Consider the following 26,199-nt stretch of genomic DNA (forward strand, 5'->3'; position numbering starts at 1 on the left):
TCGATGGCCCCCACGGTCTTCTACCTCTCCCCGCTGCCGAACGTCGGCGAGGTCGCGGTGCTCGACGGCAAAGAAGGTCATCACGCCGCGACGGTGCGACGCATCCGCGTCGGCGAGCGGGTGCTGCTCGGTGACGGAGCGGGCGGTCTGGCCGACACGGTCGTGGCCGCAGCGGAGAAGAACCGACTGGAGCTGACAGTCCAAGCACGCAGCGAGATGCCGCGTCCCACTCCGGTGGTGACGCTGGTGCAGGCATTGCCGAAGGCGGACCGATCGGAACTGGCCGTCGAGCTGGCCACCGAGGCAGGCGTCGACGCCGTGGTTCCCTGGCAGTCCGCGCGATGCGTCGCCCGGTGGGAGGGCCCGAAGGCATCCAAGGGCGTCGCGAAGTGGCGGAGTACCGCGGCCGAGGCCGCCAAGCAGTCGCGTCGGGCATTCATCCCCGAAGTCTCCGAGCTGCACGATTCGCGTGAGGTCGACGCCTTCGTGCGCGGCGTCGTGGAGCGCGGTGGAATCGTGGCGGTCCTGCACGAGGCGGCCACCTCGGCGTTCCGAGACCTGCCGTTCGACTCGGTGCCCGAGGTCGCGATCGTCGTGGGACCCGAGGGTGGCCTCGACGACCGAGAGGTGACCGCCCTGACCGAGGCGGGTGCAACCCCGGTCGTGCTCGGCCCTACGGTGCTGCGGACCTCGACGGCAGGAGCGGTGGCCCTCGGCGCGCTCGGGGTTCTGACCTCGCGGTGGGCACAGTTGCCGCCCGACTTCCAGAACGCATGAGCGCACGGATCAAGATCGCCTACGGCGATCACCCGGAGCAGTTCGGCCATCTCTATCTGCCGGCCGAACCCGTCGACGACACGACCCCGGTGGTCGTGGTGGTGCACGGCGGGTTCTGGAGCGGACAGTACGGATCCAATCTGGGTACCCAATTCGCCCGCGCCGTGGCCGGAGCCGGAGCGGTGGCGTGGAACATCGAGTACCGACGCGTCGGCGCAGGCGGACACTGGCCGGAGATGCAGTCCGACGTGACCGCAGCACTCGACGTGGTCGCGGGGGAACTGCAGCACCACGCCCCGGTCGGGATCGACGACGTGCGCGTGATCGGGCACTCCGCAGGCGGGCACCTGGCCGTGTGGCTCGGCGGAGAGACCGGCACGAAGGTCCGCCCGTCACGCATCGTCTCGCAGGCCGGCGTTCTCGATCTCGAACCGCGAGGTGCGTCGGGACGCACCAACCCGGCGGTCGAGGCGCTGTTGCAGGCCCGGTACCAGGACGACCCCGCGCTGTACCGATCCGCCTCGCCTGCTGCCCGTGCACCCATCGGTATCCCGACGATCTGCCTGCACGGGGCCGAGGACGTCCAGGTGCCCGCCGCGCAGAGCGAGCGGTACGTCGCGCTGGCGCGAGCCGCCGGAGACGACGCCCGACTGACGATCGTGCCTGGGGAAGACCACTTCGCTTTCCTGAACCCCGATTCGCGGTGTTGGGCGCTCTCGCTCGACGCCGTGCTCGGTGCCACCGCCGGTTAATGGGAATGCGCATCGTTGCTGCGGCGTTAAACTCCATCCATAGCAAGTGCACATCCGAGCAGCCGACACCAGAGAGCAGGCCATAGCCACCACGTGAGTGAACACAGCGAATTTCCCGCCGAGCGTGACGTTCGGTCCACCTTGGAACTCGCCCCCGAAGCGGTGATGCCACTGCTGGGACAGTCCGACGAGAATCTGCGGGCGCTCGAGCAGATGCTGACGGCAGACATCCACGTACGAGGAAACGCCGTGACGCTCACCGGAAAAGTGGCGGATGTGGCGCTGGCCGAACGGGTGATCTCCGAGTTGGCCGCGCTGGCCAAGCGTGCTCAGCCACTGACTCCCGATGCGGTGCGCCGGTCGATCGCCATGCTCACCGAGGGCGTGTCGGATTCACCGGCCGAGGTGCTCAGCCTCGACATCCTCTCGCGCCGCGGCAAGACGATCCGGCCCAAGACGCTGAACCAGAAGCGGTACGTCGATGCGATCGACGCCAACACCATCGTGTTCGGCATCGGCCCGGCCGGTACCGGCAAGACGTACCTGGCGATGGCGAAGGCCGTGCAGGCATTGCAGACCAAGCAGGTCAGCCGCATCATCCTGACGCGTCCTGCAGTGGAGGCGGGGGAGCGCCTCGGCTTCCTGCCCGGAACGCTGCACGAGAAGATCGACCCGTACCTGCGCCCGCTGCACGATGCGTTGCACGACATGATGGACGACGAAGCGATCCCCAAGCTGATGCAGGCGGGGGTCATCGAAGTCGCCCCGCTCGCCTACATGCGCGGCCGCACGCTCAACGACGCATTCATCATCCTCGACGAGGCACAGAACACCACCGCCGAGCAGATGAAGATGTTCCTGACGCGACTCGGATTCGGGTCGAAGATCGTCGTCACCGGCGACGTGACCCAGGTGGACCTTCCCGGTGGCGCGCGATCCGGGCTGCGCGCGGCGTCCGAGATCCTCACCGACGTCGACGACATCCACTTCGCGCAGCTGACCAGCAGCGACGTGGTGCGGCACCGATTGGTTTCGGAGATCGTCGACGCGTACGAGCGGTTCGAGTCGACGTCGGAAGGCGTCATTCCCAATCGGGCGCAACGGCGGACCGGTGGACCGCGTTCGGCGAGAAGATGATTCAGGCGTACGGAACGACAGATGCAGGCAACGAGAGCGTGGGTAGTGGCTAGATGAGTATCGAAGTGTCCAACGAGTCGGGGATGGACATCTCCGAACCCGAGCTGGTCTCGGTCGCACGGTTCGCGATCGCCGGCATGGACGTACATCCCGCCGCGGAACTGTCGATGGTGCTGGTGGATTCGGCCACGATGGCCGATCTGCACATGCGGTGGATGGATCTGCCCGGCCCCACCGACGTGATGTCGTTTCCGATGGACGAGCTCGAGCCGGGCGGTCGTCCCGATGCGCCCGAGCCAGGACCGGCGATGCTCGGCGACATCGTGCTGTGCCCGTCGTTCGCCGCGGATCAGGCTGCAGCTGCGGGACATTCGCTCGAGCACGAGTTGGCGTTGCTGACCGTGCACGGTGTGTTGCACCTGCTCGGTTACGACCACGCCGAGCCGGACGAAGAGAAGGAAATGTTCGAGCTGCAGAACCGACTGCTGGCCGAATGGTACGAGGACGCAAGGCGAGCGGAACAGGCTGCCGAACAGGCCGCCCGCGATGCCCGGCTCCTCGGCAAGGCCGGTTTCGTCGATGGACTCGATCGATGAGCTGCGTCGTCGAACAGGTGGAAGTGTGGGGTCGTAGCGCGTGAGCAGTGCTGCTGCGCTCATCGTGTTCGCTGTCCTTCTGGTGCCTCTCGGAGGCCTGTTCGCTGCCGTCGATTCCGCGCTGAACACGGTGTCGCGGGCGCGAATCGACGACATGGTCAAGGACGAGCGCCCCGGTGCCGCCGGCCTCGTCGTGGTGGTCGGCGACCGCCCGCGGTACGTCAACCTGATGGTGCTGCTGCGCATTCTGTGCGAAATCGGCGGCACGGTGTTGCTCGCGGGTGGCCTGACGCAGTTGATCGACTCCACCACGGCACTGGTGATCAGCGCGGTGGCGATGGTGTTGGTCAGTTACGTCGTGATCGGCGTCGGTCCGCGAACCCTCGGTCGGCAGAACGCGTACTCGATCGCGTTGGCGGCCGCACTGCCGCTGCGTGCACTCGGGTGGCTCCTCGGGCCGATCAGCCGCCTGCTCATTCTCATCGGTAACGCGATCACCCCCGGTAAGGGATTTCGCAACGGCCCCTTCGCTTCCGAGATCGAACTGCGTGAACTGGTGGACATGGCCCGCGAGCGCGGTGTCGTGGCCGACGACGAACGGCGGATGATCCAGTCGGTGTTCGAGCTCGGAGACACCTCCGCCCGTGAGGTCATGGTTCCGCGCCCCGAGATGGTGTGGATCGAGTCCGACAAATCAGCAGGACAGGCCACTTCGTTGGCCGTGCGCAGCGGCCACTCCCGCATCCCGGTGATCGGCGAGAACGTGGACGACGTGGTGGGGGTCGTCTACCTCAAAGACCTTGTGCAGCAGACGTATCACTCCACCGACGGTGGCCGCGGAGTGCAGGTGTCCGAGGTGATGCGTCCGGCCGTCTTCGTTCCCGACTCCAAGGCGCTCGACAGTCTGCTCGCCGAGATGCAGCGCGATCGAAACCACATGGCCCTGCTCGTCGACGAGTACGGAGGCATCGCCGGACTGGTGACCATCGAGGACGTGATCGAGGAAATCGTCGGCGAGATCGCCGACGAATACGACTCGGACGAGGTTGCGCCCATCGAGGAACTGGACGACGGACGTTACCGGCTGTCCTCGCGGTTGCCGCTCGAGGACCTCGGCGAGATCTTCGGCATCGACATCGAATCCGAGGAAGTCGACACCGTCGGTGGACTCCTCGGCTACGAACTCGGCCGAGTACCGTTGCCCGGTTCGCAGGTCATCACCCACGGACTCCTGCTGCGCGGAGAAGGTGGAGCCGACCCGAAGGGGCGCGTCCGTATTGCCACGGTCCTGGTCGAGAAGCTCGAACCGGACGAAGAAACCACCGAGGACGACGACTCGTCGGACGTCACTCGCCAACACTGAAATCTGGAGGTGCTCTTGTGTCAGAGCAGAACAACGGTGAGTTCCGATCCGGATTCGTCTGTTTCGTAGGTCGACCCAACACCGGCAAATCCACGCTGACCAATGCGTTGGTGGGATCGAAGATCGCCATCACGTCCTCACGTCCCCAAACGACGCGGCACACCATCCGCGGCATCGTGCACCGAGAGCACGCCCAGCTGATCCTGGTCGACACCCCGGGGCTGCACCGACCGAGAACGCTACTGGGTCAACGCCTCAACGACCTGGTGCAGGACACCTACTCCGAGGTCGACGTCATCGGACTCTGCATCCCCGCGGACGAGAAGATCGGGCCCGGCGACCGGTGGATTCTCGACCAGGTGCGGCACATCGCGCCCAAGACGACGCTCATCGGCATCGTGACCAAGATCGACAAGGTCAAGAAGGAACGCGTCGTACAGCAGCTGATGTCGCTGTCGAAGCTGCTCGGCGAGAATTCGCACGTCATCCCGGTGTCGGCCGAATCGGGCGAGCAGATCGAGAAGCTCGTCGACCTGTTGGCCTCCGAGCTCCCACCGGGCCCGGCGTTCTACCCCGACGGAGAGTTGACCGACGAGCCCGAGGAAATCCTCATGGCCGAACTCATCCGTGAGGCCGCGCTCGAGGGCGTCCGCGACGAGTTGCCGCACTCGCTTGCCGTCGTCATCGACGAGGTCCTCCCTCGGGAGGGCCACGACAACATGCTCGACGTGCACGCAATTCTGTACGTCGAACGATCGAGTCAGAAGGCGATCATCATCGGCAAGGGCGGTTCGCGACTCAAGGAAGTCGGCACTGCATCGCGACTGCAGATCGAGAAGCTGCTCGGCACCAGGATCTATCTGGACCTGCACGTGAAGATCGCCAAGGACTGGCAGACCGACCCGAAGCAGATGGGCAAGCTCGGCTTCTGACCGGAGCGGCTTCGCCGCACGTGCACGACAATTCGTAGCAGACTACGAAGTTTCGCTCACCTGGTCCACCAGGGATCGGGGCGCTTGCGGTGCCACTGCAACACGTTCTCGAGCTGAGCGGCCACCGACACCAGTAGCGGCTCCGAGGATTCGTGGCCCATCAGTTGCAGGCCGATCGGAAGGCCGGCGGTGGTGAACCCTGCCGGCACGTTGACGCTCGGCCAGCCAAGCACGTTCCACGGCCAGGTGTAGGGACAGTGCTCGGTGATCACCCGATCGGTGTCGGCATTGGAGATGCCGTCGATGGCCTCGATCCGCGGCGGTGGGGTGGCCGTCGTCGGGGCGAGCACGATGTCGTACTCGTCGAAGAATCGGCCGATACGACGCCCGATGCGCGGCTCGGCGGCGCGGGCTGCACGGAGCGGCGCTCCGGCGAGAGCTCGGCCGCTCCTGGCATTGGCTCGGGTCCTCGGGTCGGCGAGAGACGGATCCGGCAGACGGTCCACCCAGGCCGCCACACCGGCCAGCGAGCGGGGTAAGAAGTTGAGCCCCAACAGCATTCCGTAGGCGGGGTCGTCGACGACCACTCGATGTCCGAGCAGTCGCAGCACCGCGGCCATCTCGTACGCGGCAGCCGCGATCTCGGGGTCCAGGGGTGCGGGCGTCGGGATGAAGGGCTTACGCAGGCTGAGCGCGATGCGCAGCGAGCCGGGGTTGCGTCCGACGGCATCGGAGACGGTCAGTGGTTTCGGACGATGCAGATCTCCGTCGTGACTACCCGAGACCACGTCGAGGAGCAGTGCCGCGTCGGCCACGGTACGTGCGAGCGGGCCGATGACGGTGATGCCGTTGAACGCCTCGGGCTCCGGCCACGACGAGATGCGTCCGCGTTGCGGCTTGATCCCCACGAGATTGGTCCAGGAGGCCGGAATTCGCACCGAGCCGGCACCGTCGGAACCGAGAGCGGCAGAGACCAATTCGGCAGCCACTGCGGCAGAGCTCCCACCCGAGGAGCCGCCGGGGGTGCGCTCGCGGTCCCATGGATTGCGGGTGTGCCCGAAGGTGCCGCCGGTGAAGGGCCATTGGCCGAGTTCGGGGCTGTTGGTCTTTCCGACGATGACGGCCCCGGCCGCACGCAGTCTGCGCACCACCTCCGAATCCGTGGGGGCCGGTGGAAAGTTGCCCGCGCAGCCGAAGGCGGTCGGCTCCCCGGTGACGTCGACGTCGTCCTTGACGGCAACGGGAACGCCGAGCAGGGGAGCGCTGGTGCCGGCGGCGCGCAGCCGGTCCGCTTCGGCGGCCTCGGCGAGGGCCGCGTCGCGGCGCACGAGGCGGAACGCGTTGAGCGTGGGTTGGCTCTTGTCGATCCGATCGAGCGATTCGGTGACCGCCTGTACCGAGGTGATGCGACCCGACGCGAGAGCGGCGGCCTGGGCAACGAGAGTCGACCGATGGAAATCCACGCCTGCACAGTATCGACTTCTCGTCAGCGCGGGAACGGTCGCCGCCGCTGCGCGCGTGGGACACTGGACGACGTGAGGCCATACCGTGACAACGCAGTCGTCCTGCGCCAGCACAAGCTGGGCGAGGCCGATCGCATCGTCACGCTGTTGACCAGGGAGAACGGCATCGTGCGGGCCGTCGCAAAAGGGGTTCGCCGCACCAAATCCAAGTTCGGTGCACGGCTGGAACCGTTTGCGCACATCGACGTCCTGCTCTACCCGGGACGCAACCTCGACATCGTCACCCAGGTGCACACCGTCGACGCGTTCGGTGGAGACATCGTCGCCGACTACGGCCGCTACACCACCGGTTGCGCGGTTCTCGAAACGGCCGAACGGCTGGCCGGTGAGGAACACGCGCCCGCGCAGCGCCTGCATCAGCTGACTGTCGGTGCCCTGCGCGCCCTCGCGCAGCACGTGCGGCCGCCCGAGTTGGTGCTCGACGCATACCTGCTGCGCGCGATGGGCTTCGCCGGATGGGCACCCGCACTGACCGACTGTGCGCGGTGCGCCGCGGTGGGACCACACCGAGCCTTTCACGTCGCGGCCGGTGGAGCGGTGTGCGTGCACTGCCGACCGCCGGGCTCGGCGACGCCGTCGACCGGGGTACTCGACCTGATGGTGGCGCTCGAGCGAGGCGAGTGGGACTACACCGTCACCACCTCCGATGCCGTCCGCAAGCAGGCCAGTGGCCTGGTGGCGGCTCATCTGCAGTGGCATCTCGAACGACAGTTGCGCACCCTTCCGCTCATCGAACGCTCGCACCCGCACCAGGTGCCGCTGGCCCAACCTGACTCCGTGTTCGCCGACACCGTCGGGCAGGATGGGGACCGTGATTCGACGACGCGAGCCGCAACCCCGGCCTGACGAACGGCCGGCGGTGCGCCCGCCGGACCCGCACCCCTCGGGTGCGCGGCCACCGATCCTGCAGCCGGAACTGATTCCTCGTCACGTCGCTCTGGTCATGGACGGCAACGGTCGGTGGGCACAGGATCGTGGATTGCCGCGCACCGCAGGGCACGAGCAGGGCGAAGCGGTACTGATGGACGCCGTCTGTGGCTGCATCGAGATCGGTGTGCAGTGGTTGTCCGCGTACGCATTCTCGACGGAGAACTGGAAGCGCAGTCCCGACGAGGTCAAGTTCCTGATGGGCTTCAACCGGGACGTCATTCGTCGTCGACGCGACGAGATGAACGAGATGGGCGTCCGGGTTCGCTGGGCCGGCCGTCGCCCGAGGTTGTGGGGCAGTGTCATCAAGGAACTCGAGGTTGCCGAGGAGTTGACGAAACGCAACACCGTGATGACCTTGACGATGTGCGTCAACTACGGCGGCCGAGCCGAGATTGCCGATGCCACAAGGGAAATCGCTCGACAGGTGGCCGCGGGCAAGCTGAACCCGGAGAAGATCACCGAGGCCACCGTCGCCAAGTACCTCGACGAAGCGGACATGCCGGACGTGGATCTGTTCCTGCGTCCGTCGGGGGAGCAGCGGACGTCGAACTTCCTGCTGTGGCAGTCGGCGTACGCGGAGTTCGTGTTCCAGAAGAAGCTCTTCCCGGATTTCGACCGTCGGGATCTGTGGGAGGCGTGTATCGAATACGCCTCGCGGGACCGACGATTCGGTGGAGTCAAATATGAGTGAGGACGCGAACGGGACGCCGGACGACAGGCTCTCGTTGCAGGCCCGCGCCCAGTTGGCGCTCTCGCAGTTCGCGACGGTGACACTCGGCGACGAGGGATCTCTCGGTTTCGACTACGCGGGCGCTCTGTGCTCGCTGCGTGCCGTTCGACTCTCGCCCGAACTCGAGGTGCTCTCGCTCACCGCGGTCTTGGCCTGGGACCGGCCGCTGAAGCCGGCCCTGCACAAGAAAGTTGCCGACCGCAATGCGGACTCCCAATTCGGCGCGATCTCGGTCAACACTCACGGCAAGCTCGCGGATGTGTTGTTGCGCTACACCTTTCCCGCGAATGGTCTGGACGACGAGGCGATGTTGACGATGCTCATTCTGGTGCTCGCCGGAGTCGAGAAGGCGCGTGAGGGCCTACTTCCCTGACTCGTCGGCTAAGGTTTGCCTGTACTTAGTTTCTAGTAGAGGTGGATGCGATGACTGTGCGGCGGACCCGAATGCTCACGGTAGTGGTGGCGGTGATCACCCTCGGTGCGGCCGTGACGGCCTGTTCGACCACCGACGACGTCGACACGGCGACGCAGTCGGCGGACGGTGCGTTCCCGGTTGTCATCGACCACATCTACGGCAGCACGACCATCGCCGAGAAGCCCACGCGCATCGTCACCCTCGGGGTGTCCGACGCCGATGCCGTCATCGCGCTCGGCACCGTTCCCGTCGGGAACACCGGGTACACGTTCTACGAGACCGGACTCGGTCCCTGGACCGACGAGTTGGTCGGTGACGCGCCGTTGACGCTGCTGGGCTCGGAGTCCGAGCCGAACTTCGAGCTGATCGCCTCGCTGGCACCGGATCTCATCACCGGACTCAACGCGGGTTTCGACGAGGCGACGTACGACAGGCTCAGCGGCATCGCGCCGACGGTCGCCCGACCTGCAGGATCTGCTGCCTATGCCGTCGATCGTGAGGTTGCCACCGACACCATCGCTCGCGCGATGGGTGAACGCGACCGCGGCGAGGAGTTGAACGCGCAGACCGACGCCGCGCTCGAGCAGGTTCGAAACGAACATCCGGAGTTCGCGGGCAAGACTGCAGCAGTGGTGCTTCCGTACGACGGCCAGTTCGGCGCATATCTGCCCGGTGATGCCCGCGGCACATTCGTCACCTCACTGGGCTTCGAGGTCCCGGAATCGATCCGCGCCGAGGACGACGGCACCAACTTCTTCGTTCCGGTCTCGTCCGAGAACATCTCGATGCTCGATGCGGACCTGGTGCTCTATCTCGGTACCGGTGCTGACATCGACGTGGTGGCGGAGAACCCGATCTTCGGAACGCTCGATGCTGCTCGGCGCGATGCGATTGTGCCGTTGTCCACCGATCAGCGTGGAGCGATCACGTACAACTCGGTGCTGTCGATTCCGTTCGCCATCGACGCGTTGGTACCTCGCGTGGCAGAGGCCGTCGCCTGAGCGGGCTCAGCGACCGGCAGTGCTGCACTGACTGCAGGTGCCGAAGATCTCGATCGTGTGGCTCACGTCGCTGAAGCCGTTGGATTCGGCGACACTCTGCGACCACTTCTCGACGGTGGGGCCTTCCACCTCTACGGTGAAACCGCACGAGCGGCACACCAGGTGATGGTGATGTCCGGAGGAGCAGCGCCGGTAGACCGACTCGCCGTTGTCGGTGCGCAGTACGTCGACCGTCCCGGCGTCGGCCAAGGTCTGCAAGGTGCGATACACCGTGGTGAGGCCGATACCCTCACCGCGCTTGCGCAATTCGTCGTGCAGATCCTGTGCGGACTTGAACTCCTCGATGGTGTCGAGCAGATCCGAGATCGCACTGCGCTGCTTGGTGGCCCGCACTCCGACGACGACGGGTCGTCGCGATGTCGCGGTGTCGGTGGACTTGTCGGTCACAGGTTCCGGCCTTCCTCGGCGTGGGCCACGGCGTCGACGACGATATGGGAGAGGTGATCGTCGACCAATCGGTAGAGGACCTCGCGTCCGTTGCGTTCTCCGCGCACCACACCCGCTGCCTTGAGCACTCGAAGGTGCTGGCTGATCAACGGTTGCGTGACGCCGAGGGCGACGACGAGTTCGTGTACGCACCGCTCGGACTCACGCAGCTGCAGCACGATGGCGATGCGCACCGGGGCCGCGAGTGCCCGGAGGATGTCGCCCGCCGCGGTCAGAGTCTCCTTCGGCGGGATGTGAGCCGGGGGAGCGGCGGCGAACGGATCGCCGGAGTGCAACGGGTGCTCCGGGTCCTGCCGGTGGGTCGAACTTGCTTCAACTGTCGAATCCGTGGACACGGTTGCGGCTCCTTCGATCGCCGGTTCGTTGTCGGCGGACTCTCCCTGCACGAGCGACGTCATGACACCAGGTTAGTGCAGTAGTTGTTATTGCAAATCGTATTCATTGTGATATGCACAGGTGCGCATGTCAACTTCCGCACCCGACCGCTGTTCGGTTTCGCCCGCCGAGCCAGATAGTCTGATCAGGGCGAAAACCGCCCGTCACCTCTTACACGATGTAACCGAAGATGGAGAGCTCCGCCAGTGGCACCCAAGTCCAAAGTCGAAACCGTCGCCAACCTCGCCAAGCGCAGAGGCCTCGTCTACCCGTGCGGCGAGATCTACGGCGGTACCAAGTCGGCCTGGGACTACGGCCCGCTGGGCGTCGAGCTCAAGGAGAACATCAAGAAGCAGTGGTGGCGCAACATGATCACCAGCCGCGACGACACCGTCGGGCTGGACTCCTCGGTGATCCTGCCCCGGCAGGTGTGGGAGGCGTCGGGCCACGTCGAGACGTTCTCCGACCCGCTGGTGGAGTCGCTGCACACGCACAAGCGGTACCGCGCCGATCACCTCATCGAGGCCTACGAGGAGAAGCACGGCCACCCGCCGGAGAACGGCCTCGCCGACATCCGCGACCCGGAAACCGGTGAACCCGGCTCCTGGACCGAACCGCGTGCATTCTCGGGTCTGCTCAAGACCTTCCTCGGCCCGGTCGACAACGAAGAGGGCCTGCATTACCTGCGTCCCGAGACCGCACAGGGCATCTTCGTCAACTTCGCCAACGTGCTGACCACCTCGCGCAAGAAGCCACCGTTCGGCATCGGCCAGATCGGCAAGAGCTTCCGCAACGAGATCACTCCGGGAAACTTCATCTTCCGCACCCGTGAGTTCGAGCAGATGGAGATGGAATTCTTCGTCAAGCCCGGCGAGGACGACGAGTGGCATCAGTACTGGATCGACTACCGCATGAAGTGGTACACCGATCTCGGTATCGACCCGGAGAACCTGCGGCTCTACGAGCACGCCAAGGAGAAGCTGTCGCACTACTCCAAGCGCACCGTCGACATCGAGTACAAGTTCGGCTTCCAGGGCAGTGCGTGGGGCGAGTTGGAGGGCGTGGCGAACCGCACCGACTACGACCTCTCGGTGCACTCCAAGGCGTCGGGCCAGGACCTCAGCTACTACGAGCAGGCCACCGACACCCGCTACACCCCGTACGTCATCGAGCCTGCGGCCGGTCTGACGCGTTCGCTGATGGCGTTCCTCGTCGACGCGTACACCGAGGACGAGGCCCCCAACGCCAAGGGCGGCGTCGACAAGCGCGTCGTGCTCAAGCTCGATCGTCGCCTGGCACCGGTGAAGGTCGCGGTGCTTCCGCTCTCGCGTAACGCAGACCTGACGCCCAAGGCGAAAGACCTTGCGCAGCAACTGCGTCAGTACTGGAACGTCGAATTCGACGATGCCGGAGCCATCGGTCGCCGTTACCGTCGACAGGACGAGATCGGCACCCCGTTCTGCATCACCGTCGACTTCGACACCCTCGACGACCACGCAGTCACCATCCGCGAGCGCGACACGATGGCGCAGGAACGCGTGGCACTCGATCAGGTCGAGGGCTACATCGCCTCCCGTTTGATCGGCGCGTAAGAACCTCACTCACCCGACAGGGCCCGATCTCGCGATGAGATCGGGCCCTGTCGGCTGTCGAGGGGTGGGTCAGAAGCGGCCGCCACCACCACCGAATCCGCCGCCGCCACCTCCGCCGAAGCCCCCGCCGCCGCGAGGACCGTGACGATTCTCCCAGTTCTGGACATCGGACTGGGCGATCTGCGATGCGCGTGAGGCCAATTGGCTGGCAGCGTGAGCATGCTTGAGGGCTTCGTCGGGGTTGTCCTGGCTCAGCTGCCGAGCCGCACCGAGGTGGCGTTCGGCCTCGGACAGGCGCGTTCTGGCATCGGCCCCCACACCGCCACGGCGGGTCGAGATGTAGTCCGCGGCTGCGGTGATCTGCGCCTGAGCGGCCGCAATATCGCGATCCAGACGGGCCCGCAGTTGATCCTCGGCAGCCTTGTCCGCCGAGGCCTCGTCGACGATCTTCTCGAGTTCGGCGTCGGCCGCCGCGAGCGCGGTGTAACTGCCCAGAGGGTCCGAGGACTGCGCCGTCTCTGCGTTCTTCAGAGCCGCCTGTGCCGCCGTCATGGCCGATTGCAGTTCGGCCCCACCGTGTTCGGCCAAACCACGCGCCTGCTCGATGTCGCGGCGAACGTCCGCGATGGCGTCGGGCAGGGTGGCGATGGCATGCCGGATGTCGTCTCGCGCATGGTCGACGCCGTCGAGCAGGGTCTTGGCCTGGTCGACGGCTCGTTCGGCCGTTCGAATGGCGGTCACAGCAGGTCCCTGCTTACCGGGCGGGAGTGCTGCCGCCTTGCGGCCGGCTTCGATGTTGTCCTCGGCCAGGGCCATTCGGTCCTTGGCCATCGTGACGTTGTCTGCGATCGAGGCCAGGGCGGAGGCGGCGAATTCCGAATGCAGCTGCGCGAGAACCGACTCGGATTGCGGAATTCTCACCGTCAAGCCGACGACCGCCTGGGTCAGTTCGTCGAGGTGGGCGTCTGCGTTCATCACGAGATCGCGGAACCCGTCGAATTCCTCAACCCGCGAATCGAGTTCGCGATCGGCCTGGCCACAGGAGGAGATGATCTCGACGAGCATCGCGCGACGCTGATCGGGAGTTTCCGGAATGGCGTCGTCGAGGCGTTGGCGGATCTCGAAGGCGGACGCGAGGGCCCGTTTGGCGTTGTCGTGGGCGGCGATGAAGGGTGCGGCCGCAGAATCTCCGAACTCTCCACGAGCGAGGTTCAATTCCTCTTCGCTGGCGCGTACTGCATTGTCGGTCTCGACCAGGATTTCCTTGGCACGGGTGTCGAGTACGTCGATGGGGAAGGCGGCCAGTGCGGCCGGATCGCTCGGGTCGATCTTCGCCACGGCCTCGACCTCGGCGGCGACGCGGGCCTTCTTGCGCCGCGACGAGTAGACGACGGCTCCGCCGCCGGCCACGGCCAGTACGCCGACGCCGATCAGCAGGGGTGCGGACGAGCCGCCGCTGCCGCTCGAGGCATACGCGTCGCCGAGCGCACCCGCTGCTGCGATGGCCGCACCGGACCAATCTTCTTCGCGCAGTGCGGGTTCGACGTCATTGACCCGAATATCTTCCTGCTCGGACGAGGTGATCTGCGACAGTCCGGTGTTCACACCGAGGTAGTACGAACGGTCCACGGTCGCCACCGCGAGCAGAACGTCGCGCTGCCCGAGATCGCTCCTCGATGCAGTCTGCTCGGCCCAGCTCGCCGCCGACATGTTGTCGAAGTCCGCGACGTACGTGACCCACAACCGAAGCTGGCTGCTGCCGTAGAGGTCGTCGACGGAGGTCTGTACCTCGGCCATCGAGTCGGGGTCGAGTGCCTGGACGTTGTCGGTGATCTGCGTGGGCAGGCGCGACGGAGCCTCTGCGGAGGCGACCCCCGGCGCGAGCAGGACCGCCGAGAACAGGGTCAGGGCACCCACGGCGGCGAGACGACGAAATCGATGGACCGAGCTTCGGGCGGCTGACTTTCGAACGACTGTGGCGCTGCTGTGCCGCCGGTGCTGGACTGCCATGCGCTGAAATCTACCGGCTGGGCGGCGAGGAGATCGAGCAGGTCGATGTGGATGCATGACAGTTGTCACCTCGCAATCGTGACGCTCGAACGAGGTCGACGCTGCTCGATCGCAGCAGAGTGATTCCCATGACCACAACGAAGGCAGTCGAACTGCGAAACGTCACCAAGACCTACGGCTCGGTCCGGGCGGTCGACGGGCTCAGCCTGTCCATCGAATCGGGCGAGGTCGTCGCATTTCTCGGACCGAACGGAGCGGGAAAGACGACCACCATCGACATGATGCTCGGCCTGGCGACACCCACCACCGGGTCGGTGTCGGTGTTCGGGGGAACACCCGCGGACGCGATCGCCCAGGGCCGCATCTCGGCCGTCATGCAGACCGGCGGTCTGCTTCGCGACCTGACCGTCCGAGAAACCGTCGAGCTGACGTCGGCACTGTTCGCCCGCACACGGTCGGTGAAGGAAGTCCTCACCCGGGCCGGCATCGCCGACATCGGAGATCGCCGAGTGGCCAAATGCTCCGGCGGACAGCAGCAGCGACTGCGATTCGCGCTGGCACTGCTACCCGATCCGGACCTGCTGGTGCTCGACGAGCCGACCACCGGAATGGACGTCGAAGGACGTCGCGACTTCTGGAACGCCATTCGCCAGGACGCCAGCACCGGCCGAACGGTGCTGTTCGCAACGCACTACCTCGACGAGGCCGACGCGTACGCGGACCGCATCGTGCTGGTGCGGCACGGCAAGATCGTCGCCGACGGCAGCGCCGCCGAGGTGAAGAACCTGGCGGCAGGGCGCACCGTCACCGCCACGCTGCCCGGCGTCGACCAGTCGGTGCTGCTGGCTCTGCCGGGAGTGGACCGCGTCGACACACGTGGCGACAAGGTGATCGTCCACGGACGCGACTCCGACGCGGTGGCCCGGTACCTGCTCAACGACGCACAAGCGACCGATCTCGAAATCGTCTCGCGCAACCTCGAGGACGCATTCCTCGCCCTGACCACCGACTCCGAAAACAACCTCGCCGGGAGCATCCGATGACCACGACCACGCAGTCCACAACCACCCACACATCTGGCAGAGCCGTTGCCTGGGGCGGATTCTCGACCACGTTCCTCGGACTCGAAATCCGCAGACTGTTCCGAAACAAGCGCACGCTGATCTTCACGTTGGTCATGCCGCCGGTGTTCTTCGTCATCTTCGGCACGCAGTCGGACTACCGCACCGACTATCCCTTTGCGCACGGCAACGTCACCGGTTACATCGCCATCAGCATGGCCGTCTACGGAGCGATGCTGGCGACGACCAGCGGGGGAGCGATGGTGTCGGTCGAGCGGGCACAGGGGTGGAGCCGACAGCTTCGCCTGACGCCGCTCAGGCCCGTCGCCTACATCGTCACCAAGGTGCTCGTGGCCATGACGATGGGCGCGGCCTCGATCGTGGTGGTGTTCGTCGTCGCGAAGTTCCTCGGGGCGGACATGCCGATCTGGGTGTGGATCGTCAGCGGCCTGATCGGCTGGATCGGCTCGGCGGTGTTCGCCGCGTTCGGACTGTTCATGGGCTACCTGCTGCCCTCGGAGAACGTGATGCAGATCCTCGGACCCGTGCTCGCGTTCCTGGCGCTGGCAGGCGGACTCTTCGTTCCCCTCGGTGACAGCGGCTGGTTCCCGATGTTGGCCCAGTTCACCCCGCTCTACGGCTTGGCCACCGTGTCCCGGGCCGCGTTCGCCGGGACCGAAACCGGAACGTTGCTGATCGCCGTGATCAATCTGGTGGTGTGGGCGACGATCTTCGTCACAGGCGCGGCGATGCTGTTCCGGAGAGACACCAAGCGTGCCTGAGACCGAAACCACTGATCGTGTCGCCCACAGGGATACCGTGGGCGACATGACCACGTTCACCGCCGATCTCCCCGAGGGCCGGGTCTGGCGGTACGGCTGGATGTTCGGAGCCATCTGGCTCATCTATCTGATCTATCCGTTGAACGAGATTCTGTCTCTGGAATCCGTGCCGGCCCGGGTCTTCGGGATCGTCGTGATTCTCGGCTTCGGTGTCGTGTTCACATCCACCTTCTGGCGTTTCCGCAACGGACACCGCCGAGGACATCCACTGCCAACGTCGCAGGCATGGATCGCGCTCGGGGTGATGGTGGCCCTGACTTTCGCGATGAGTGCCTTGGTCGGTACCACCGGTTTCGGCGCGACCGTCTACATAGCGGTGCTGGCGATGATGACCCTGCCGGTCCGGCAGGCCTGGGCGTTGGTGGCGGCGATGGTGGTGATCGTCGAAGCGGCTCCACGCTTCGTCGATTCCTGGGAGCCCGACAACTTCTTCGCCTTCCAGCTGCTGATCAGCGCGGCCGCGGCTTGGGGAATCACTCAGGTCTTCCAGCGCAATCACGAATTGGCCGTGGCCAGGCAACAATTGGCAGACCTGGCCATCGTGGCCGAACGCGAGCGCATGAGCCGGGACGTGCACGACATCCTCGGTCATTCCCTGACCGTCATCACCGTCAAGAGCGAACTGGCCGGCAGGCTCATCGAGATCGACCCCGCCCGAGCGGCCGTCGAGATCGCCGAACTGGAAACCCTTGCCCGGCAAGCACTTGCCGATGTACGCAGCACCGTCGGGGGCATGCGACAGGTCGACATCGGATCCGAGTTGGCCAGTGCACGAACCGCATTGACCGCTGCGGGAATCGATGCCGAACTTCCCGATGACGCCGACGTGGTGCCACTGCGACATCGAGAACTGTTCGGTTGGGTGATCCGGGAGGCGGTGACCAATGTGGTCCGCCACTCGAGCGCACGACATTGCCGAGTGACGCTGACGGCGTCGACCATCTCCATCGTCGACGACGGAGTGGGACCGGCAGACAAGGATTCCGGCGGCAACGGTCTGCGGGGTCTGGGAGAACGAGTGGCCGCCGCGGGTGGTGCACTGACGATCGCCCGGGTGCCGACCGGTGGTTTCAGGGTGGAGGTACACGGTGAATAGGACGCAGGCGCAATGACCATCACACTCCTGCTGGCGGACGACCAAGCCCTGGTGCGGGGAGCGTTAGCAGCTCTGCTGGGGCTCGAACCGGATCTCGACGTCGTCGCCGAGGTGGGACGCGGGGACGAGGTCGCCGCTGCCGTTCTCGAACATCGACCCGACGTCGTCCTGCTCGACGTGGAGATGCCCGGCAAGAACGGTATCGAGGTCACCGCCGAACTGGCCCTGATCGCTCCGGAGTCGAGAGTGCTGATCGTCACCACATTCGGGCGACCCGGCTACCTGCGGCGCGCGATCGATGCGGGTGCGTCGGGTTTCGTGGTCAAGGACACCCCAGCCAAGCAGTTGGCCGACGCCGTTCGGCGCGTGCACATGGGGCTTCGCGTGGTCGATCCGACGCTGGCGACCGAAACCCTCACCGACGGCGTCTCTCCACTGACGGCCCGAGAGCAGGAGGTTCTCCGGGCGGCCGCCAAGGGCGGGACGGCGGGATCCATCGCTGCTCAGGTCCACCTCTCGGAGGGCACGGTACGCAATCATCTGTCGTCGGCGATCGGTAAGACCGGCACCAGTACCCGGGCCGAGGCGGTACGGGTGGCCGAGGACAGAGGGTGGCTGTAGGTCGTTCGGGGCGCGCCGTGACCACGCCGACGAGCAGGCCTGGCAAACTCGAGGGGTGAATTCAACTCTCGACCGAGATTCGTACGGAGATCCGTACGACGATCGGTATGCCCCGGACCCCGGTCCCGAGCGCCTGGGCTTCTTCGGAACGCTCGGACGCTGGACCGGTCGGCTCGTCGCGGGAGTGGTGCTGATGTCGCTGGTGCTGGTCGCGGGAACAGCAGTGCGGGTGTGGCAGGTAGCGCGCATCGACGACTATTCCAAGGCGGACGCCATCGTGGTGCTCGGTGCCGCGCAGTACAGCGGCACCCCCTCGACGGTGTTCGAGGCACGACTGTCCCAGGCCGCGACGCTTTACGAGCAGGGTATAGCCCCCGAGATCGTCACCGTCGGTGGCAAGCAGGAGGGGGACCTGTTCACCGAGGCCGCATCGGGCCGCAACTATCTGATCGATCAGGGCGTTCCCGCCGACGCCATCGTTGCCGTCGAGACCGGCTCGGACACACTGGAGAGCATCGAGGCCGTGAGCAACACCCTGCGCGAGCAGGGCAAGTCGTCGGTGGTGTTGGTCAGCGATCCGTGGCATTCACTTCGCACCCGAACCATGGCGCGCGACGCGGGCCTCGACGCCTGGACCTCGCCGACGCGCACCGGTCCGGCTGTCTACACCAGAGAATCCCAGGCGCACGGAATCGCCAGGGAGACAGGCGCTCTGCTGTGGTATCAGCTGACCCACTTCACCGCGGACTTCTCTTACACGGCAGGCCAGTAGATGACCGGCACGTACTCGGCCCACGACGTCGAACGATTCGTCCCCGAACCGCCCAAGACCGCGGGACTGCGGGCCGGGGCAGACAACGCCTCGCACCGAAGCGCCTTCGCGCGCGATCGAGCGCGCGTGTTGCACTGCGCCGCACTGCGCAGGCTCGCCGACAAGACCCAGGTCACCGGACCGCGAGACGGAGACACCCCACGCACGCGGTTGACGCACTCGCTCGAAGTTGCCCAGATCGGCCGCAGCATCGCCGAAGGACTCGGCAGCGATCCCGATCTGGTGGACCTGGCCGGGCTGGCGCACGACATCGGCCACCCGCCGTACGGGCACAACGGCGAACGCGCCCTCGACGAAGTGGCCCAGGATTGCGGTGGGTTCGAGGGCAATGCGCAGAACCTGCGCATTCTCACCGGACTCGAGCCGAAGATCCTCGATGCCGACGGTCGCAGCGTCGGGCTCAACCTGACCCGAGCCTCGCTCGATGCCGCCACCAAGTACCCCTGGATCCGACCAGCCCCGGGCGCGAAATTCGGTGCCTACGACGACGACTCCGCCATTCTGGGTTGGGTGCGTGACGGCGCTCCGGACGAACACAAGTGCCTCGAAGCGCAGAGCATGGACTGGTCCGACGACGTGGCGTACTCGGTGCACGACGTCGAGGACGGTGTGATCGACGCTCGAATCGACCTGCGGGCGCTGTCCGATCCGATCGAGCGACGCGCCCTCGCAGAACTCGGCGTCTCCGAATTTCGCGGACTCGATGTCGACGAACTGATCGAGGCCGCGGATCGACTGTCGAGGATGCCCGTCGTGGTCGCGGTCGGACGCTACGACGGAACTCTCGCCGCATCGGTGGCGCTCAAGCACATGACCAGTGAACTCGTCGGCCGCTTCGCCACCGCCGCCATCGAGGGCACGCACGAGAAGTACGGCACCGCGCCGTTGAGTCGCTACGACGCCGATCTCGTGGTGCCGTCGATCGTCGGCTCGGAGGTTGCGCTGCTCAAGACCATGGCCCTGCGGTACGTGATGTCCGACGCCGGACACAAGATCCGCCAGGAGCGTCAGCGCGATCGCATCCACCGTGTCGCCGAGTGGTTGATGCGCTCGGCTCCGGGCGAGCTGGACCCCATCCTGGTGCCCGCCTGGCAGCGGGCCGACAGCGATGCCGAACGGACCCGAGTGGTGGTCGACCAGATCGCGTCGTACACCGAAAGTCGACTCGAACTGATCGACAAGCGTTCGCTCGGAGCTCAGGCCAGCTGGGGCTGACCGCTCCGCGACCGAATGTGGGTAGGTCCGGATCGGGACTAGACTGCCCTTCGTGGCCGGCCGAATTCCTGAACGCGACATCGCCGCCATTCGCGAACGCACACGGATCGAAGACATAGTCGGCGACTACGTCTCTCTCAAGCGCGCGGGCGGCGACTCCATGAAGGGGTTGTGCCCCTTCCACGACGAGAAATCTCCGTCGTTCCATGTCCGACCCAACCACGGTCACTATCACTGCTTCGGCTGCGGCGAGGGCGGTGACGCCTACTCCTTCCTTCAGAAGATCGAGCACATCTCCTTCGTCGAGGCCGTCGAGCAATTGGCCGATCGGTTGAACTACTCGATCTCCTACGAGGGCGGAGGGCCGTCGGTTCAACGTGACCGCGGCACCCGAGCACGCCTGATCGCCGCGAACGCTGCCGCGCAGGAGTTCTACGCGGGCAGGCTCAGTGGTCCCGACGCCCAGACCGCGCGGGACTACCTCACCGAACGCAACTTCGACGGCCACGCCGCCCTGGCCTACGGCTGCGGATACGCGCCCGACGGCTGGGACACCCTCACCAAACACCTGCTGGGCAAGGGCTTCGAGGCCAAGGAAATAGTCGACGCGGGGCTGGCGACACCCGGTAAGCGGGGGACGCCGATCGATCGCTTCCGGCGTCGGCTGGTGTGGCCCATTCGCAGTCAGAGCGGCGACGTCATCGGCTTCGGCGCGCGCAAGCTGTTCGACGACGACACTATGCCGGGTAAGTACATCAACACCCCGGAAACGATGCTGTACAAGAAGTCTCAGGTGTTGTTCGGCCTCGATCTGGCGCGCAAGGAGATCGCGAAATCGCATCAGGCCGTCATCGTCGAGGGCTACACCGACGTGATGGCGATGCACCTGGCAGGCGTCAAGACTGCGGTGGCGTCCTGCGGAACCGCATTCGGCGAGGATCACCTGGCGATGCTGCGTCGATTGATGATGGACGACAGCTACTTTCGCGGCGAAGTGATCTACACCTTCGACGGCGACGAGGCCGGCCAGGCCGCCGCGATGAAGGCATTCGAGGGTGATCAGAAGATCGCCGGTCAGACGTTCGTCGCCGTCGCGCCGGACGGAATGGACCCGTGCGATCTGCGCCTGAAATCCGGCGACAACGCCGTTCGCGATCTCGTGGCCAGGCGCACCCCGATGTTCGCTTTCGTCGTCAAATCGCTGCTGCGAGAACATGATCTCGATACGCCTGAGGGGCGCGTCGAAGCATTGAAGCGAACCGTCCCCGTGGTCGCCCGCATCAAGGATGCGTCGCTGCGGGACGAGTACGCGCGGCAGCTCGCCGGCTGGACCGGGTGGGACGACACCGCGATGGTGCTCGCCCGCGTGCGCGACGAGGCGAAGAAGGGTGCCCGAGGCGACTCGAGTGGAAAACGCGTGCCGTTCGAGAAGCGTCAGGCAGCGCCCGCCGAAGCCCCCGCCGGGCCGCCGCGCCCCAATCCCACCGATCCGTCCCTGTGGCCGCAACGGGAAGCGCTCAAGGCGGTATTGCAGATGCCCGCGATGGCAGGAACGGTGTTCGATTCGCTCCCGCCGGAAAGCTTCCATCACCCGGCGTACGCGGCTGTGCGCGACGCAGTGGCCGCTGCCGGCGGCACCGCTGCCGGGCTGGGCGGAGGGGAGTGGGTCGACGCCGTGGCCAAACAGGCCAAGGACGCCGTTGTCGTGTCGTTGGTCACCGAGCTCGCCGTCGACCCGATGCGCGTGGCCGACGACGCCCTCACCCGCTACATCTCGGGCGTGCTCGCACGACTCCAGGAGGTATGGGTCGGCCAACAGGTGGCGGAACTCAAATCGAAACTGCAGCGCATGTCGCCGGTGGAGAAGCCCGACGACTACAACGCGCTGTTCGGCGACCTCATCGCCCTAGAGCAGTACCGCCGCAGTCTGCTCGAGCTCGCCGTCGGGAGTGTGGCCGAGGTCGGTTAGCGCCGCAGCTGATCGCGGGGAACGAAGACCTGGGTCTCGTCGTCGATCGGCTTCATCGGTTCCAGTCGTGGCTGGGTGTTCAGGGAATCGGACAGCTTCTGACGGCCGACCTCGATCGCCTTCTTGGTGGCCGGGCTCGACGCGACGGCGCTCGCCGTCTTGCGAATCTGCTCGTACCGGCCACGTCCCGCCTTGGCACCGAGTACGTAAGCAGCTCCGGCCGCCAGTACCAAACGAATCATCAGTAGGTCCTCCCATAGGGCGTGCGGCTGTTCTTCCATCTTGCCCGACGAACCTCGAGCAGGGCGATTTGGTACTCGGCAGAACCCGATTTGGTAGTAGCAAGGGGGTGTGCGCTATTGTTTCCAACGGCTCGCACGAGAGTGTGACGCCGCGAGGTAATCCCCCATAGCTCAATTGGCAGAGCATTCGACTGTTAATCGAAGGGTTCCTGGTTCGAGTCCAGGTGGGGGAGCTCAGAGCCCCCGTCCGGTCCATCCGGGCGGGGGCTTTCGACTGTCCCCGTCTGCAGCCAGCTCACCGGAACACCGGTGGCAAGTGCCCACGCATTGAAGATCAGCTTCCGCGGGGACGTCTTCCCGCTCTCCGCGTTCGACACGCTCTGCCGAGAAATCCCGATTCGTTCCGCCAGCTCGGCCTGTTCGAGGCCGGCTTCTTCGCGCGCGATGCGCAGCCGGTGTCGCGGCTGAATCTCAGGTGCCCTGCCCTGGTCATACACGGTTGTCATAGTTCGTAGCTTAGAACCACGTTCGTAACTTGGCAACCGATCCGAACGCTGTGTGTGACGAATAACAACACATAGTCCACAAAAGCCGGTATGTGTTCAATAGTTGACGTGTGCCAAGTTGCACGGTACAACTTGACCTATGCCAAGTATCGAACACCTGCTAACCGTCGCTCAGGTGGCGTCTCGGCTGGGCATCACCCGCCGCGCAGTCCAGCAGGCCATCGCGCGCAACGCGCTGGCCGCCCAGAAGCTCCCGACGAAAACCGGGGCCTACCTGATCGAGCCGGCCGAAGTCGATCGATACGACCAGGCGCGACGTCACGAAACGGCAGTCTCGTGATTGCCATGCAGCGCAACCGATCTCCGCGCAGTCTCGCACTGTGGTTGCTCGGGACCTGTGTGGCCGGTGCGGGGGCGTGGGTGCTGATCCTCTACGTCTTCATGCTCGCTGGTGCGGTTCTGCGGAGTTGGCTGTGAGCGCGCCGGAGCGGGACGGCCTGCGGTTCCTGCTGTCGCCGGACAAGAGAAAGCGTCGGCCGTTCAGGCCTGAGGCCAGCCAGGTGCAGCCTGAGATGCAAGACGAGACGACACGCCGCGACGACGAACGCCAGCGTGCGCAGGACGTTCGGGACGCGGCTCGCCTGGCGACGTTGTGGATGCGGGACGCGATCCGCGCGATCGAGGACCTGGACTACGTCGACCGCGTCGGATTCCTCTCGGAAGGGGCCGACCGTCTCGATGCCGTTGCGGCCGAACTGGATCAGCGAATGGAACGCCTGCAGACGGCGCTCCGCATTGTGCTGGATACGGCCGAGGACCTGTCTGCGCGAGTGGGTTGGTCGAAACTCGCCAATGTGAACATGCTCCCGCTCGATCCGCTAGAGATCGCTGCGAACACAGCGCACCAGATGTCGCCGATGGCGCGTGATGCGGCCGCCAGACGCAACATCGATCGGATCACCGCGCATGTCAACTCTCTGCACGGCAACGATGCGTTGCGCACGGAGCCGGATGTTCCGAAGCCTGGCCAGCATCTCAAGAGCCGCCCGTCGGGGAAACCTGCCGGGCCGTCTGACCGTCACGGTGGCGCGCTGAATTCCACTGCGGCCCCTGATGGTTCAGGCCCCGGTGGTGGCGGCTGACCGGCCCCCCGGGTCGCCGCCACCACCGGTCACCACCTACCTCGACCGAATAGGTAACGGGCCCCGCATTGCCCGCGAGGCCCGTCTACTCACCAGAAGAATCGAGTGAATCCTGATGAGCACTAGCAACAATACCCCCGACTGGCTGCAGCAGTTGTCCTCCGAAGTGCAGGCCGACGCGCAGCTCGCGTACGACCGCTACATCCCGGCCGCCGCGACACCGACGGACCGACCGCACGGCGTCGATCTTCTCGTCCCGCACATCAACGAGCAAGGCAAGACCGTCTACACGGTGTACCCGTGCCGAGTGGTGTACCGCGGTGAGCTCGACGGTCTGCACCTGTGGCAGGCAGTCAACGACCGGTGGATGCAGCCCGGCGACAAACTCCGCGTCGCATACCTGCCCCCGCACTCGCAGGTCACCGGGCCACCTGTCGCAGCGCCGGCGGTGGCTCATGGCTGACACCGCCTGCGTCGGCGTCATCAACGGCCGCCGCGTCGTCCGAATGGTCCGAGAGGCGAAGCGCGCGCAGCTGATCGACAACGCCGAAGTCATCCGCCGTGCCGCCAAGAGCGCACTCGATCAGCTCGCCGAAACCGACGACGCGCGCGATCAGCACAAGCTCATCACCCACATCGGTTACCAACTCAGCCTGCTCGAGGCAGTCCTCGAAAACGTAGCGGAGGCATGACATGTCCGACATGAAAGTAATCGTGTCCGAGGTCAACGCGAAACGCGGCCTGGTCAACGAGCGGTACTTCATCCAGATCGATGCCGTCGACAAGCAGTCGCCACTCGGCAAGGCAGTCGTCGAGCAGTCACCGCAGGGCGGCGGCGAGACACCGATCACCGAGGTCACCGCCGACGCTCTCCCGAAGCACGTCCGTGACGCCCTGTACTTGTGGCTCGCATCGGTCGAGGTGACTGCAGCATGACCGCCGAACGCATCGCCTACGTGCTGATCGCCGCCACCGCGGTCTGCGGATACTTCGCGCTCCGCCTGATCTGCTCGCTCGTCATCGCCGCCGGGTGGTACGTCTCATGAACGAGCAGCTGCCACCGCAGGTTCGGTGCCGCCTCCGCTTCTACATGCTGTTCATCGTCGTACTCGTCGGCATCATCGTCGTGTCGTCCCTCGCCCCGTTGGTAGGTGCGCGATGACCACGCCCGGCGGCGTGAAGCCGAACTGCAAGACCGGGGGGTGCGAGCGCCCAACGCGATCTCGCGGATTATGTCGAGCCTGCTACGAACGCTTCCGAATACGCCAGCAAGCGTACGGCCGGTTCGAGTCGGTATATGTCGATGCCGGACCTGTCCGCGAGCACGTCACCCAACTCCTGAAAGCGGGACTCTCGCGTAGACGTATCGCCGAACTGGCGGGGCTGAACCGCAAGTCCATGGAGTACCTGTTGGTCGGCCGCAAGGATCGTGGACACGGTCCGTACAAGCGGATCACCTCCGAGAATGCGCGCAAGTTTCTTGCGGTGTCGATGCCGCCGTCCCTCGCAGCCATCGCTCCGGATGCTGCGGTGGTCGACGCCACCGGCACGATCAGACGGGTCCGCGCCCTCGTGGCATTCGGGTACACCGCAGAAGGTCTGACGGTCGAGCTCGCAGGACAGGTGTCTGCGTGCACTGTCCACGAACTCGTGCGTGGTCACCGCACACAGTGTCTCGCCCGAGTCGCCCGTGCGATCAAGCGCTTGTTCGACCGGTTGCAGTTGATTCCGGGTACCTCGCAACGGTCTCGGAACCACGGCGTGAAACGTCGTTGGGCTCTGCCGTTCCAGTGGGACGAGGAGACGATCGACGATCCGGCTGCCAAGCCGGAACCTGTCCGCCTGCCCCGGAGCCGGTCGCCGAAATCAAGGTCACCTGAGGTCAAGTCGCTGCGAGTGCAGAAGGTCGCCGAGCTCACCCGAACGAACCTCTCGGCCAATGAGATCGCCACGCGTCTCAACATCTCATCCCGGCAGGTCGTGCGCGACCGCTCGGTGCTCGCGCGCACCGGCTGAACGAGAGGAAGGAGGAA

31 protein-coding genes and 1 tRNA gene are annotated in these 26,199 nt (G+C 65.7%); 26 read left to right on the forward strand and 6 right to left on the reverse strand.

Annotation, left to right across the window (positions count from 1 at the left end; all coding sequences use genetic code 11):
- Window positions 1-3: 3 nt before the first annotated feature.
- The 6 genes from CH273_RS25435 to era all read left to right on the forward strand — a co-directional run bounded on the left by CH273_RS25435 (window position 4) and on the right by era (window position 5,557).
- On the forward strand, window positions 4-777 hold the full coding sequence (locus CH273_RS25435; protein ID WP_032394546.1) for a 16S rRNA (uracil(1498)-N(3))-methyltransferase: 774 nt from the start codon (window positions 4-6) through the stop codon (window positions 775-777).
- On the forward strand, window positions 774-1,529 hold the full coding sequence (locus CH273_RS25440) for an alpha/beta hydrolase family protein (protein WP_032394545.1): 756 nt from the start codon (window positions 774-776) through the stop codon (window positions 1,527-1,529). Before CH273_RS25435 ends, CH273_RS25440 begins: the two co-directional genes overlap by 4 nt.
- Before the next feature lie 93 nt (window positions 1,530-1,622).
- Window positions 1,623-2,666 carry a PhoH family protein gene (locus CH273_RS25445; protein ID WP_032394544.1) on the forward strand — a complete coding sequence of 348 codons (1,044 nt, stop codon included), beginning with the start codon at window positions 1,623-1,625 and terminating at the stop codon, window positions 2,664-2,666.
- 53 nt (window positions 2,667-2,719) lie between these two features.
- Window positions 2,720-3,262, forward strand: a complete 543-nt coding sequence (gene ybeY, locus CH273_RS25450) for an rRNA maturation RNase YbeY (protein WP_032394543.1) — start codon at window positions 2,720-2,722, stop codon at window positions 3,260-3,262.
- 40 nt (window positions 3,263-3,302) lie between these two features.
- Entirely contained in the window at window positions 3,303-4,625 is a 1,323-nt protein-coding gene (locus tag CH273_RS25455) for a hemolysin family protein (RefSeq protein ID WP_032394542.1), read from the forward strand.
- A gap of 17 nt (window positions 4,626-4,642) precedes the next feature.
- On the forward strand, window positions 4,643-5,557 hold the full coding sequence (gene era, locus CH273_RS25460; protein WP_032394541.1) for a GTPase Era: 915 nt from the start codon (window positions 4,643-4,645) through the stop codon (window positions 5,555-5,557).
- A 56-nt stretch (window positions 5,558-5,613) separates the two neighbouring features.
- Here the strand turns inward: era and CH273_RS25465 are convergent, their stop codons facing one another.
- The gene (locus CH273_RS25465) at window positions 5,614-7,020 is read right to left on the reverse strand and encodes an amidase (RefSeq protein WP_032394540.1); all 1,407 of its coding nucleotides are present in this window, start codon (window positions 7,018-7,020) and stop codon (window positions 5,614-5,616) included.
- Between the two features lie 72 nt (window positions 7,021-7,092).
- Here CH273_RS25465 and recO point away from each other — a divergent pair, with 72 nt between their 5' ends.
- From recO to CH273_RS25485, 4 genes are read left to right on the forward strand one after another with little or no spacing between them, the layout of a single operon-like run.
- On the forward strand, window positions 7,093-7,926 hold the full coding sequence (gene recO, locus CH273_RS25470) for a DNA repair protein RecO (RefSeq protein ID WP_008715506.1): 834 nt from the start codon (window positions 7,093-7,095) through the stop codon (window positions 7,924-7,926).
- A complete protein-coding gene (locus CH273_RS25475; protein ID WP_045194677.1) occupies window positions 7,883-8,701 on the forward strand; it encodes an isoprenyl transferase in 819 nt (272 codons plus the stop codon). The genes recO and CH273_RS25475 overlap by 44 nt, the downstream gene beginning before the upstream one ends.
- The gene (locus tag CH273_RS25480) at window positions 8,694-9,113 is read left to right on the forward strand and encodes a hypothetical protein (protein ID WP_052049345.1); all 420 of its coding nucleotides are present in this window, start codon (window positions 8,694-8,696) and stop codon (window positions 9,111-9,113) included. The genes CH273_RS25475 and CH273_RS25480 overlap by 8 nt, the downstream gene beginning before the upstream one ends.
- A 50-nt stretch (window positions 9,114-9,163) precedes the next feature.
- The gene (locus tag CH273_RS25485) at window positions 9,164-10,156 is read left to right on the forward strand and encodes an iron-siderophore ABC transporter substrate-binding protein (protein ID WP_032394753.1); all 993 of its coding nucleotides are present in this window, start codon (window positions 9,164-9,166) and stop codon (window positions 10,154-10,156) included.
- Window positions 10,157-10,162: 6 nt separating this feature from the next.
- On the opposite strand, the gene CH273_RS25490 is transcribed toward CH273_RS25485, so the two are convergent.
- Window positions 10,163-10,603: a Fur family transcriptional regulator gene (locus CH273_RS25490; RefSeq protein ID WP_032394539.1), complete on the reverse strand. Its 441-nt coding sequence runs from the start codon at window positions 10,601-10,603 to the stop codon at window positions 10,163-10,165.
- A complete protein-coding gene (locus CH273_RS25495) occupies window positions 10,600-11,061 on the reverse strand; it encodes an ArsR/SmtB family transcription factor (protein ID WP_306436606.1) in 462 nt (153 codons plus the stop codon). The genes CH273_RS25490 and CH273_RS25495 overlap by 4 nt, the downstream gene beginning before the upstream one ends.
- A 183-nt stretch (window positions 11,062-11,244) precedes the next feature.
- Here CH273_RS25495 and CH273_RS25500 point away from each other — a divergent pair, with 183 nt between their 5' ends.
- On the forward strand, window positions 11,245-12,630 hold the full coding sequence (locus tag CH273_RS25500; RefSeq protein WP_032379159.1) for a glycine--tRNA ligase: 1,386 nt from the start codon (window positions 11,245-11,247) through the stop codon (window positions 12,628-12,630).
- A 69-nt stretch (window positions 12,631-12,699) separates the two neighbouring features.
- Here the strand turns inward: CH273_RS25500 and CH273_RS25505 are convergent, their stop codons facing one another.
- Window positions 12,700-14,547, reverse strand: a complete 1,848-nt coding sequence (locus tag CH273_RS25505; RefSeq protein ID WP_256991361.1) for a TPM domain-containing protein — start codon at window positions 14,545-14,547, stop codon at window positions 12,700-12,702.
- 221 nt (window positions 14,548-14,768) lie between these two features.
- Here CH273_RS25505 and CH273_RS25510 point away from each other — a divergent pair, with 221 nt between their 5' ends.
- Genes CH273_RS25510 through dnaG form a run of 7 tightly spaced genes read left to right on the forward strand, consistent with a single transcriptional unit; the run spans window position 14,769 to window position 22,276 of the window.
- On the forward strand, window positions 14,769-15,683 hold the full coding sequence (locus CH273_RS25510) for an ABC transporter ATP-binding protein (RefSeq protein WP_032394538.1): 915 nt from the start codon (window positions 14,769-14,771) through the stop codon (window positions 15,681-15,683).
- Window positions 15,680-16,483, forward strand: coding sequence for an ABC transporter permease (locus tag CH273_RS25515; protein ID WP_032394537.1), 804 nt, complete (start codon window positions 15,680-15,682; stop codon window positions 16,481-16,483). Before CH273_RS25510 ends, CH273_RS25515 begins: the two co-directional genes overlap by 4 nt.
- 46 nt (window positions 16,484-16,529) lie before the next feature.
- Window positions 16,530-17,639: a sensor histidine kinase gene (locus CH273_RS25520; RefSeq protein WP_032394750.1), complete on the forward strand. Its 1,110-nt coding sequence runs from the start codon at window positions 16,530-16,532 to the stop codon at window positions 17,637-17,639.
- A 12-nt stretch (window positions 17,640-17,651) separates the two neighbouring features.
- Window positions 17,652-18,260: a response regulator transcription factor gene (locus CH273_RS25525; protein WP_032394536.1), complete on the forward strand. Its 609-nt coding sequence runs from the start codon at window positions 17,652-17,654 to the stop codon at window positions 18,258-18,260.
- A gap of 55 nt (window positions 18,261-18,315) precedes the next feature.
- Complete coding sequence (locus CH273_RS25530; RefSeq protein WP_032394535.1) at window positions 18,316-19,032, forward strand: YdcF family protein; 717 nt, start codon at window positions 18,316-18,318, stop codon at window positions 19,030-19,032.
- Window positions 19,033-20,307 (forward strand): deoxyguanosinetriphosphate triphosphohydrolase, encoded by a 1,275-nt coding sequence (locus CH273_RS25535; RefSeq protein ID WP_032394534.1) that lies wholly within the window; start codon window positions 19,033-19,035, stop codon window positions 20,305-20,307.
- Window positions 20,308-20,359: 52 nt separating this feature from the next.
- Window positions 20,360-22,276: a DNA primase gene (gene dnaG, locus CH273_RS25540; RefSeq protein WP_032394533.1), complete on the forward strand. Its 1,917-nt coding sequence runs from the start codon at window positions 20,360-20,362 to the stop codon at window positions 22,274-22,276.
- Here dnaG and CH273_RS25545 read toward each other — a convergent pair.
- The gene (locus tag CH273_RS25545) at window positions 22,273-22,518 is read right to left on the reverse strand and encodes a hypothetical protein (RefSeq protein WP_032394749.1); all 246 of its coding nucleotides are present in this window, start codon (window positions 22,516-22,518) and stop codon (window positions 22,273-22,275) included. The two genes, dnaG and CH273_RS25545, sit on opposite strands and share 4 nt — an antisense overlap.
- Window positions 22,519-22,678: 160 nt before the next feature.
- Between CH273_RS25545 and CH273_RS25550 the strand changes: the two genes are divergently transcribed.
- Window positions 22,679-22,751 (forward strand) — tRNA-Asn (locus CH273_RS25550).
- On the opposite strand, the gene CH273_RS25555 is transcribed toward CH273_RS25550, so the two are convergent.
- Window positions 22,713-23,024 carry a helix-turn-helix transcriptional regulator gene (locus CH273_RS25555; RefSeq protein ID WP_082322409.1) on the reverse strand — a complete coding sequence of 104 codons (312 nt, stop codon included), beginning with the start codon at window positions 23,022-23,024 and terminating at the stop codon, window positions 22,713-22,715. The two genes, CH273_RS25550 and CH273_RS25555, sit on opposite strands and share 39 nt — an antisense overlap.
- Before the next feature lie 139 nt (window positions 23,025-23,163).
- Here CH273_RS25555 and CH273_RS25560 point away from each other — a divergent pair, with 139 nt between their 5' ends.
- The 7 genes from CH273_RS25560 to CH273_RS25585 all read left to right on the forward strand — a co-directional run bounded on the left by CH273_RS25560 (window position 23,164) and on the right by CH273_RS25585 (window position 26,182).
- Window positions 23,164-23,364, forward strand: coding sequence for a helix-turn-helix domain-containing protein (locus tag CH273_RS25560; protein WP_082322399.1), 201 nt, complete (start codon window positions 23,164-23,166; stop codon window positions 23,362-23,364).
- Window positions 23,365-23,369: 5 nt separating this feature from the next.
- Window positions 23,370-23,501, forward strand: coding sequence for a hypothetical protein (locus CH273_RS28325; protein WP_256991363.1), 132 nt, complete (start codon window positions 23,370-23,372; stop codon window positions 23,499-23,501).
- Window positions 23,498-24,166 carry a hypothetical protein gene (locus tag CH273_RS25565; RefSeq protein WP_143546268.1) on the forward strand — a complete coding sequence of 223 codons (669 nt, stop codon included), beginning with the start codon at window positions 23,498-23,500 and terminating at the stop codon, window positions 24,164-24,166. The genes CH273_RS28325 and CH273_RS25565 overlap by 4 nt, the downstream gene beginning before the upstream one ends.
- A 115-nt stretch (window positions 24,167-24,281) precedes the next feature.
- A complete protein-coding gene (locus CH273_RS25570) occupies window positions 24,282-24,629 on the forward strand; it encodes a hypothetical protein (RefSeq protein ID WP_032394531.1) in 348 nt (115 codons plus the stop codon).
- Complete coding sequence (locus CH273_RS25575) at window positions 24,622-24,858, forward strand: hypothetical protein (RefSeq protein WP_032394530.1); 237 nt, start codon at window positions 24,622-24,624, stop codon at window positions 24,856-24,858. Before CH273_RS25570 ends, CH273_RS25575 begins: the two co-directional genes overlap by 8 nt.
- Before the next feature lies 1 nt (window position 24,859).
- Window positions 24,860-25,102: a hypothetical protein gene (locus CH273_RS25580; RefSeq protein WP_032394529.1), complete on the forward strand. Its 243-nt coding sequence runs from the start codon at window positions 24,860-24,862 to the stop codon at window positions 25,100-25,102.
- Between the two features lie 222 nt (window positions 25,103-25,324).
- The gene (locus CH273_RS25585) at window positions 25,325-26,182 is read left to right on the forward strand and encodes a hypothetical protein (protein WP_143546269.1); all 858 of its coding nucleotides are present in this window, start codon (window positions 25,325-25,327) and stop codon (window positions 26,180-26,182) included.
- The last annotated feature ends 17 nt before the right edge of the window (window positions 26,183-26,199 follow it).

The organism is Rhodococcus sp. 05-339-2 (assembly GCF_002258965.1).
In the GTDB taxonomy this organism is placed as follows: Bacteria; Actinomycetota; Actinomycetes; order Mycobacteriales; family Mycobacteriaceae; genus Rhodococcoides.

Bases quoted from the DNA above. Each gene is read 5' to 3' on its own strand.
- CH273_RS25435 (WP_032394546.1), top strand. From the start codon at position 4: ATGGCCCCCACGGTCTTCTACCTCTCCCCGCTGCCGAACGTCGGCGAG.
- CH273_RS25440 (WP_032394545.1), top strand. From the start codon at position 774: ATGAGCGCACGGATCAAGATCGCCTACGGCGATCACCCGGAGCAGTTC.
- ybeY (WP_032394543.1), top strand. From the start codon at position 2,720: ATGAGTATCGAAGTGTCCAACGAGTCGGGGATGGACATCTCCGAACCC.
- CH273_RS25475 (WP_045194677.1), top strand. From the start codon at position 7,883: ATGGGGACCGTGATTCGACGACGCGAGCCGCAACCCCGGCCTGACGAA.
- CH273_RS25480 (WP_052049345.1), top strand. From the start codon at position 8,694: ATGAGTGAGGACGCGAACGGGACGCCGGACGACAGGCTCTCGTTGCAG.
- CH273_RS25485 (WP_032394753.1), top strand. From the start codon at position 9,164: ATGACTGTGCGGCGGACCCGAATGCTCACGGTAGTGGTGGCGGTGATC.
- CH273_RS25495 (WP_306436606.1), bottom strand. From the start codon at position 11,061: ATGACGTCGCTCGTGCAGGGAGAGTCCGCCGACAACGAACCGGCGATC.
- CH273_RS25510 (WP_032394538.1), top strand. From the start codon at position 14,769: ATGACCACAACGAAGGCAGTCGAACTGCGAAACGTCACCAAGACCTAC.
- CH273_RS25515 (WP_032394537.1), top strand. From the start codon at position 15,680: ATGACCACGACCACGCAGTCCACAACCACCCACACATCTGGCAGAGCC.
- CH273_RS25520 (WP_032394750.1), top strand. From the start codon at position 16,530: ATGACCACGTTCACCGCCGATCTCCCCGAGGGCCGGGTCTGGCGGTAC.
- CH273_RS25525 (WP_032394536.1), top strand. From the start codon at position 17,652: ATGACCATCACACTCCTGCTGGCGGACGACCAAGCCCTGGTGCGGGGA.
- CH273_RS25535 (WP_032394534.1), top strand. From the start codon at position 19,033: ATGACCGGCACGTACTCGGCCCACGACGTCGAACGATTCGTCCCCGAA.
- CH273_RS25545 (WP_032394749.1), bottom strand. From the start codon at position 22,518: ATGATTCGTTTGGTACTGGCGGCCGGAGCTGCTTACGTACTCGGTGCC.
- CH273_RS25555 (WP_082322409.1), bottom strand. From the start codon at position 23,024: ATGACAACCGTGTATGACCAGGGCAGGGCACCTGAGATTCAGCCGCGA.
- CH273_RS25560 (WP_082322399.1), top strand. From the start codon at position 23,164: ATGCCAAGTATCGAACACCTGCTAACCGTCGCTCAGGTGGCGTCTCGG.
- CH273_RS28325 (WP_256991363.1), top strand. From the start codon at position 23,370: ATGCAGCGCAACCGATCTCCGCGCAGTCTCGCACTGTGGTTGCTCGGG.
- CH273_RS25570 (WP_032394531.1), top strand. From the start codon at position 24,282: ATGAGCACTAGCAACAATACCCCCGACTGGCTGCAGCAGTTGTCCTCC.
- CH273_RS25575 (WP_032394530.1), top strand. From the start codon at position 24,622: ATGGCTGACACCGCCTGCGTCGGCGTCATCAACGGCCGCCGCGTCGTC.
- CH273_RS25580 (WP_032394529.1), top strand. From the start codon at position 24,860: ATGTCCGACATGAAAGTAATCGTGTCCGAGGTCAACGCGAAACGCGGC.
- CH273_RS25585 (WP_143546269.1), top strand. From the start codon at position 25,325: ATGACCACGCCCGGCGGCGTGAAGCCGAACTGCAAGACCGGGGGGTGC.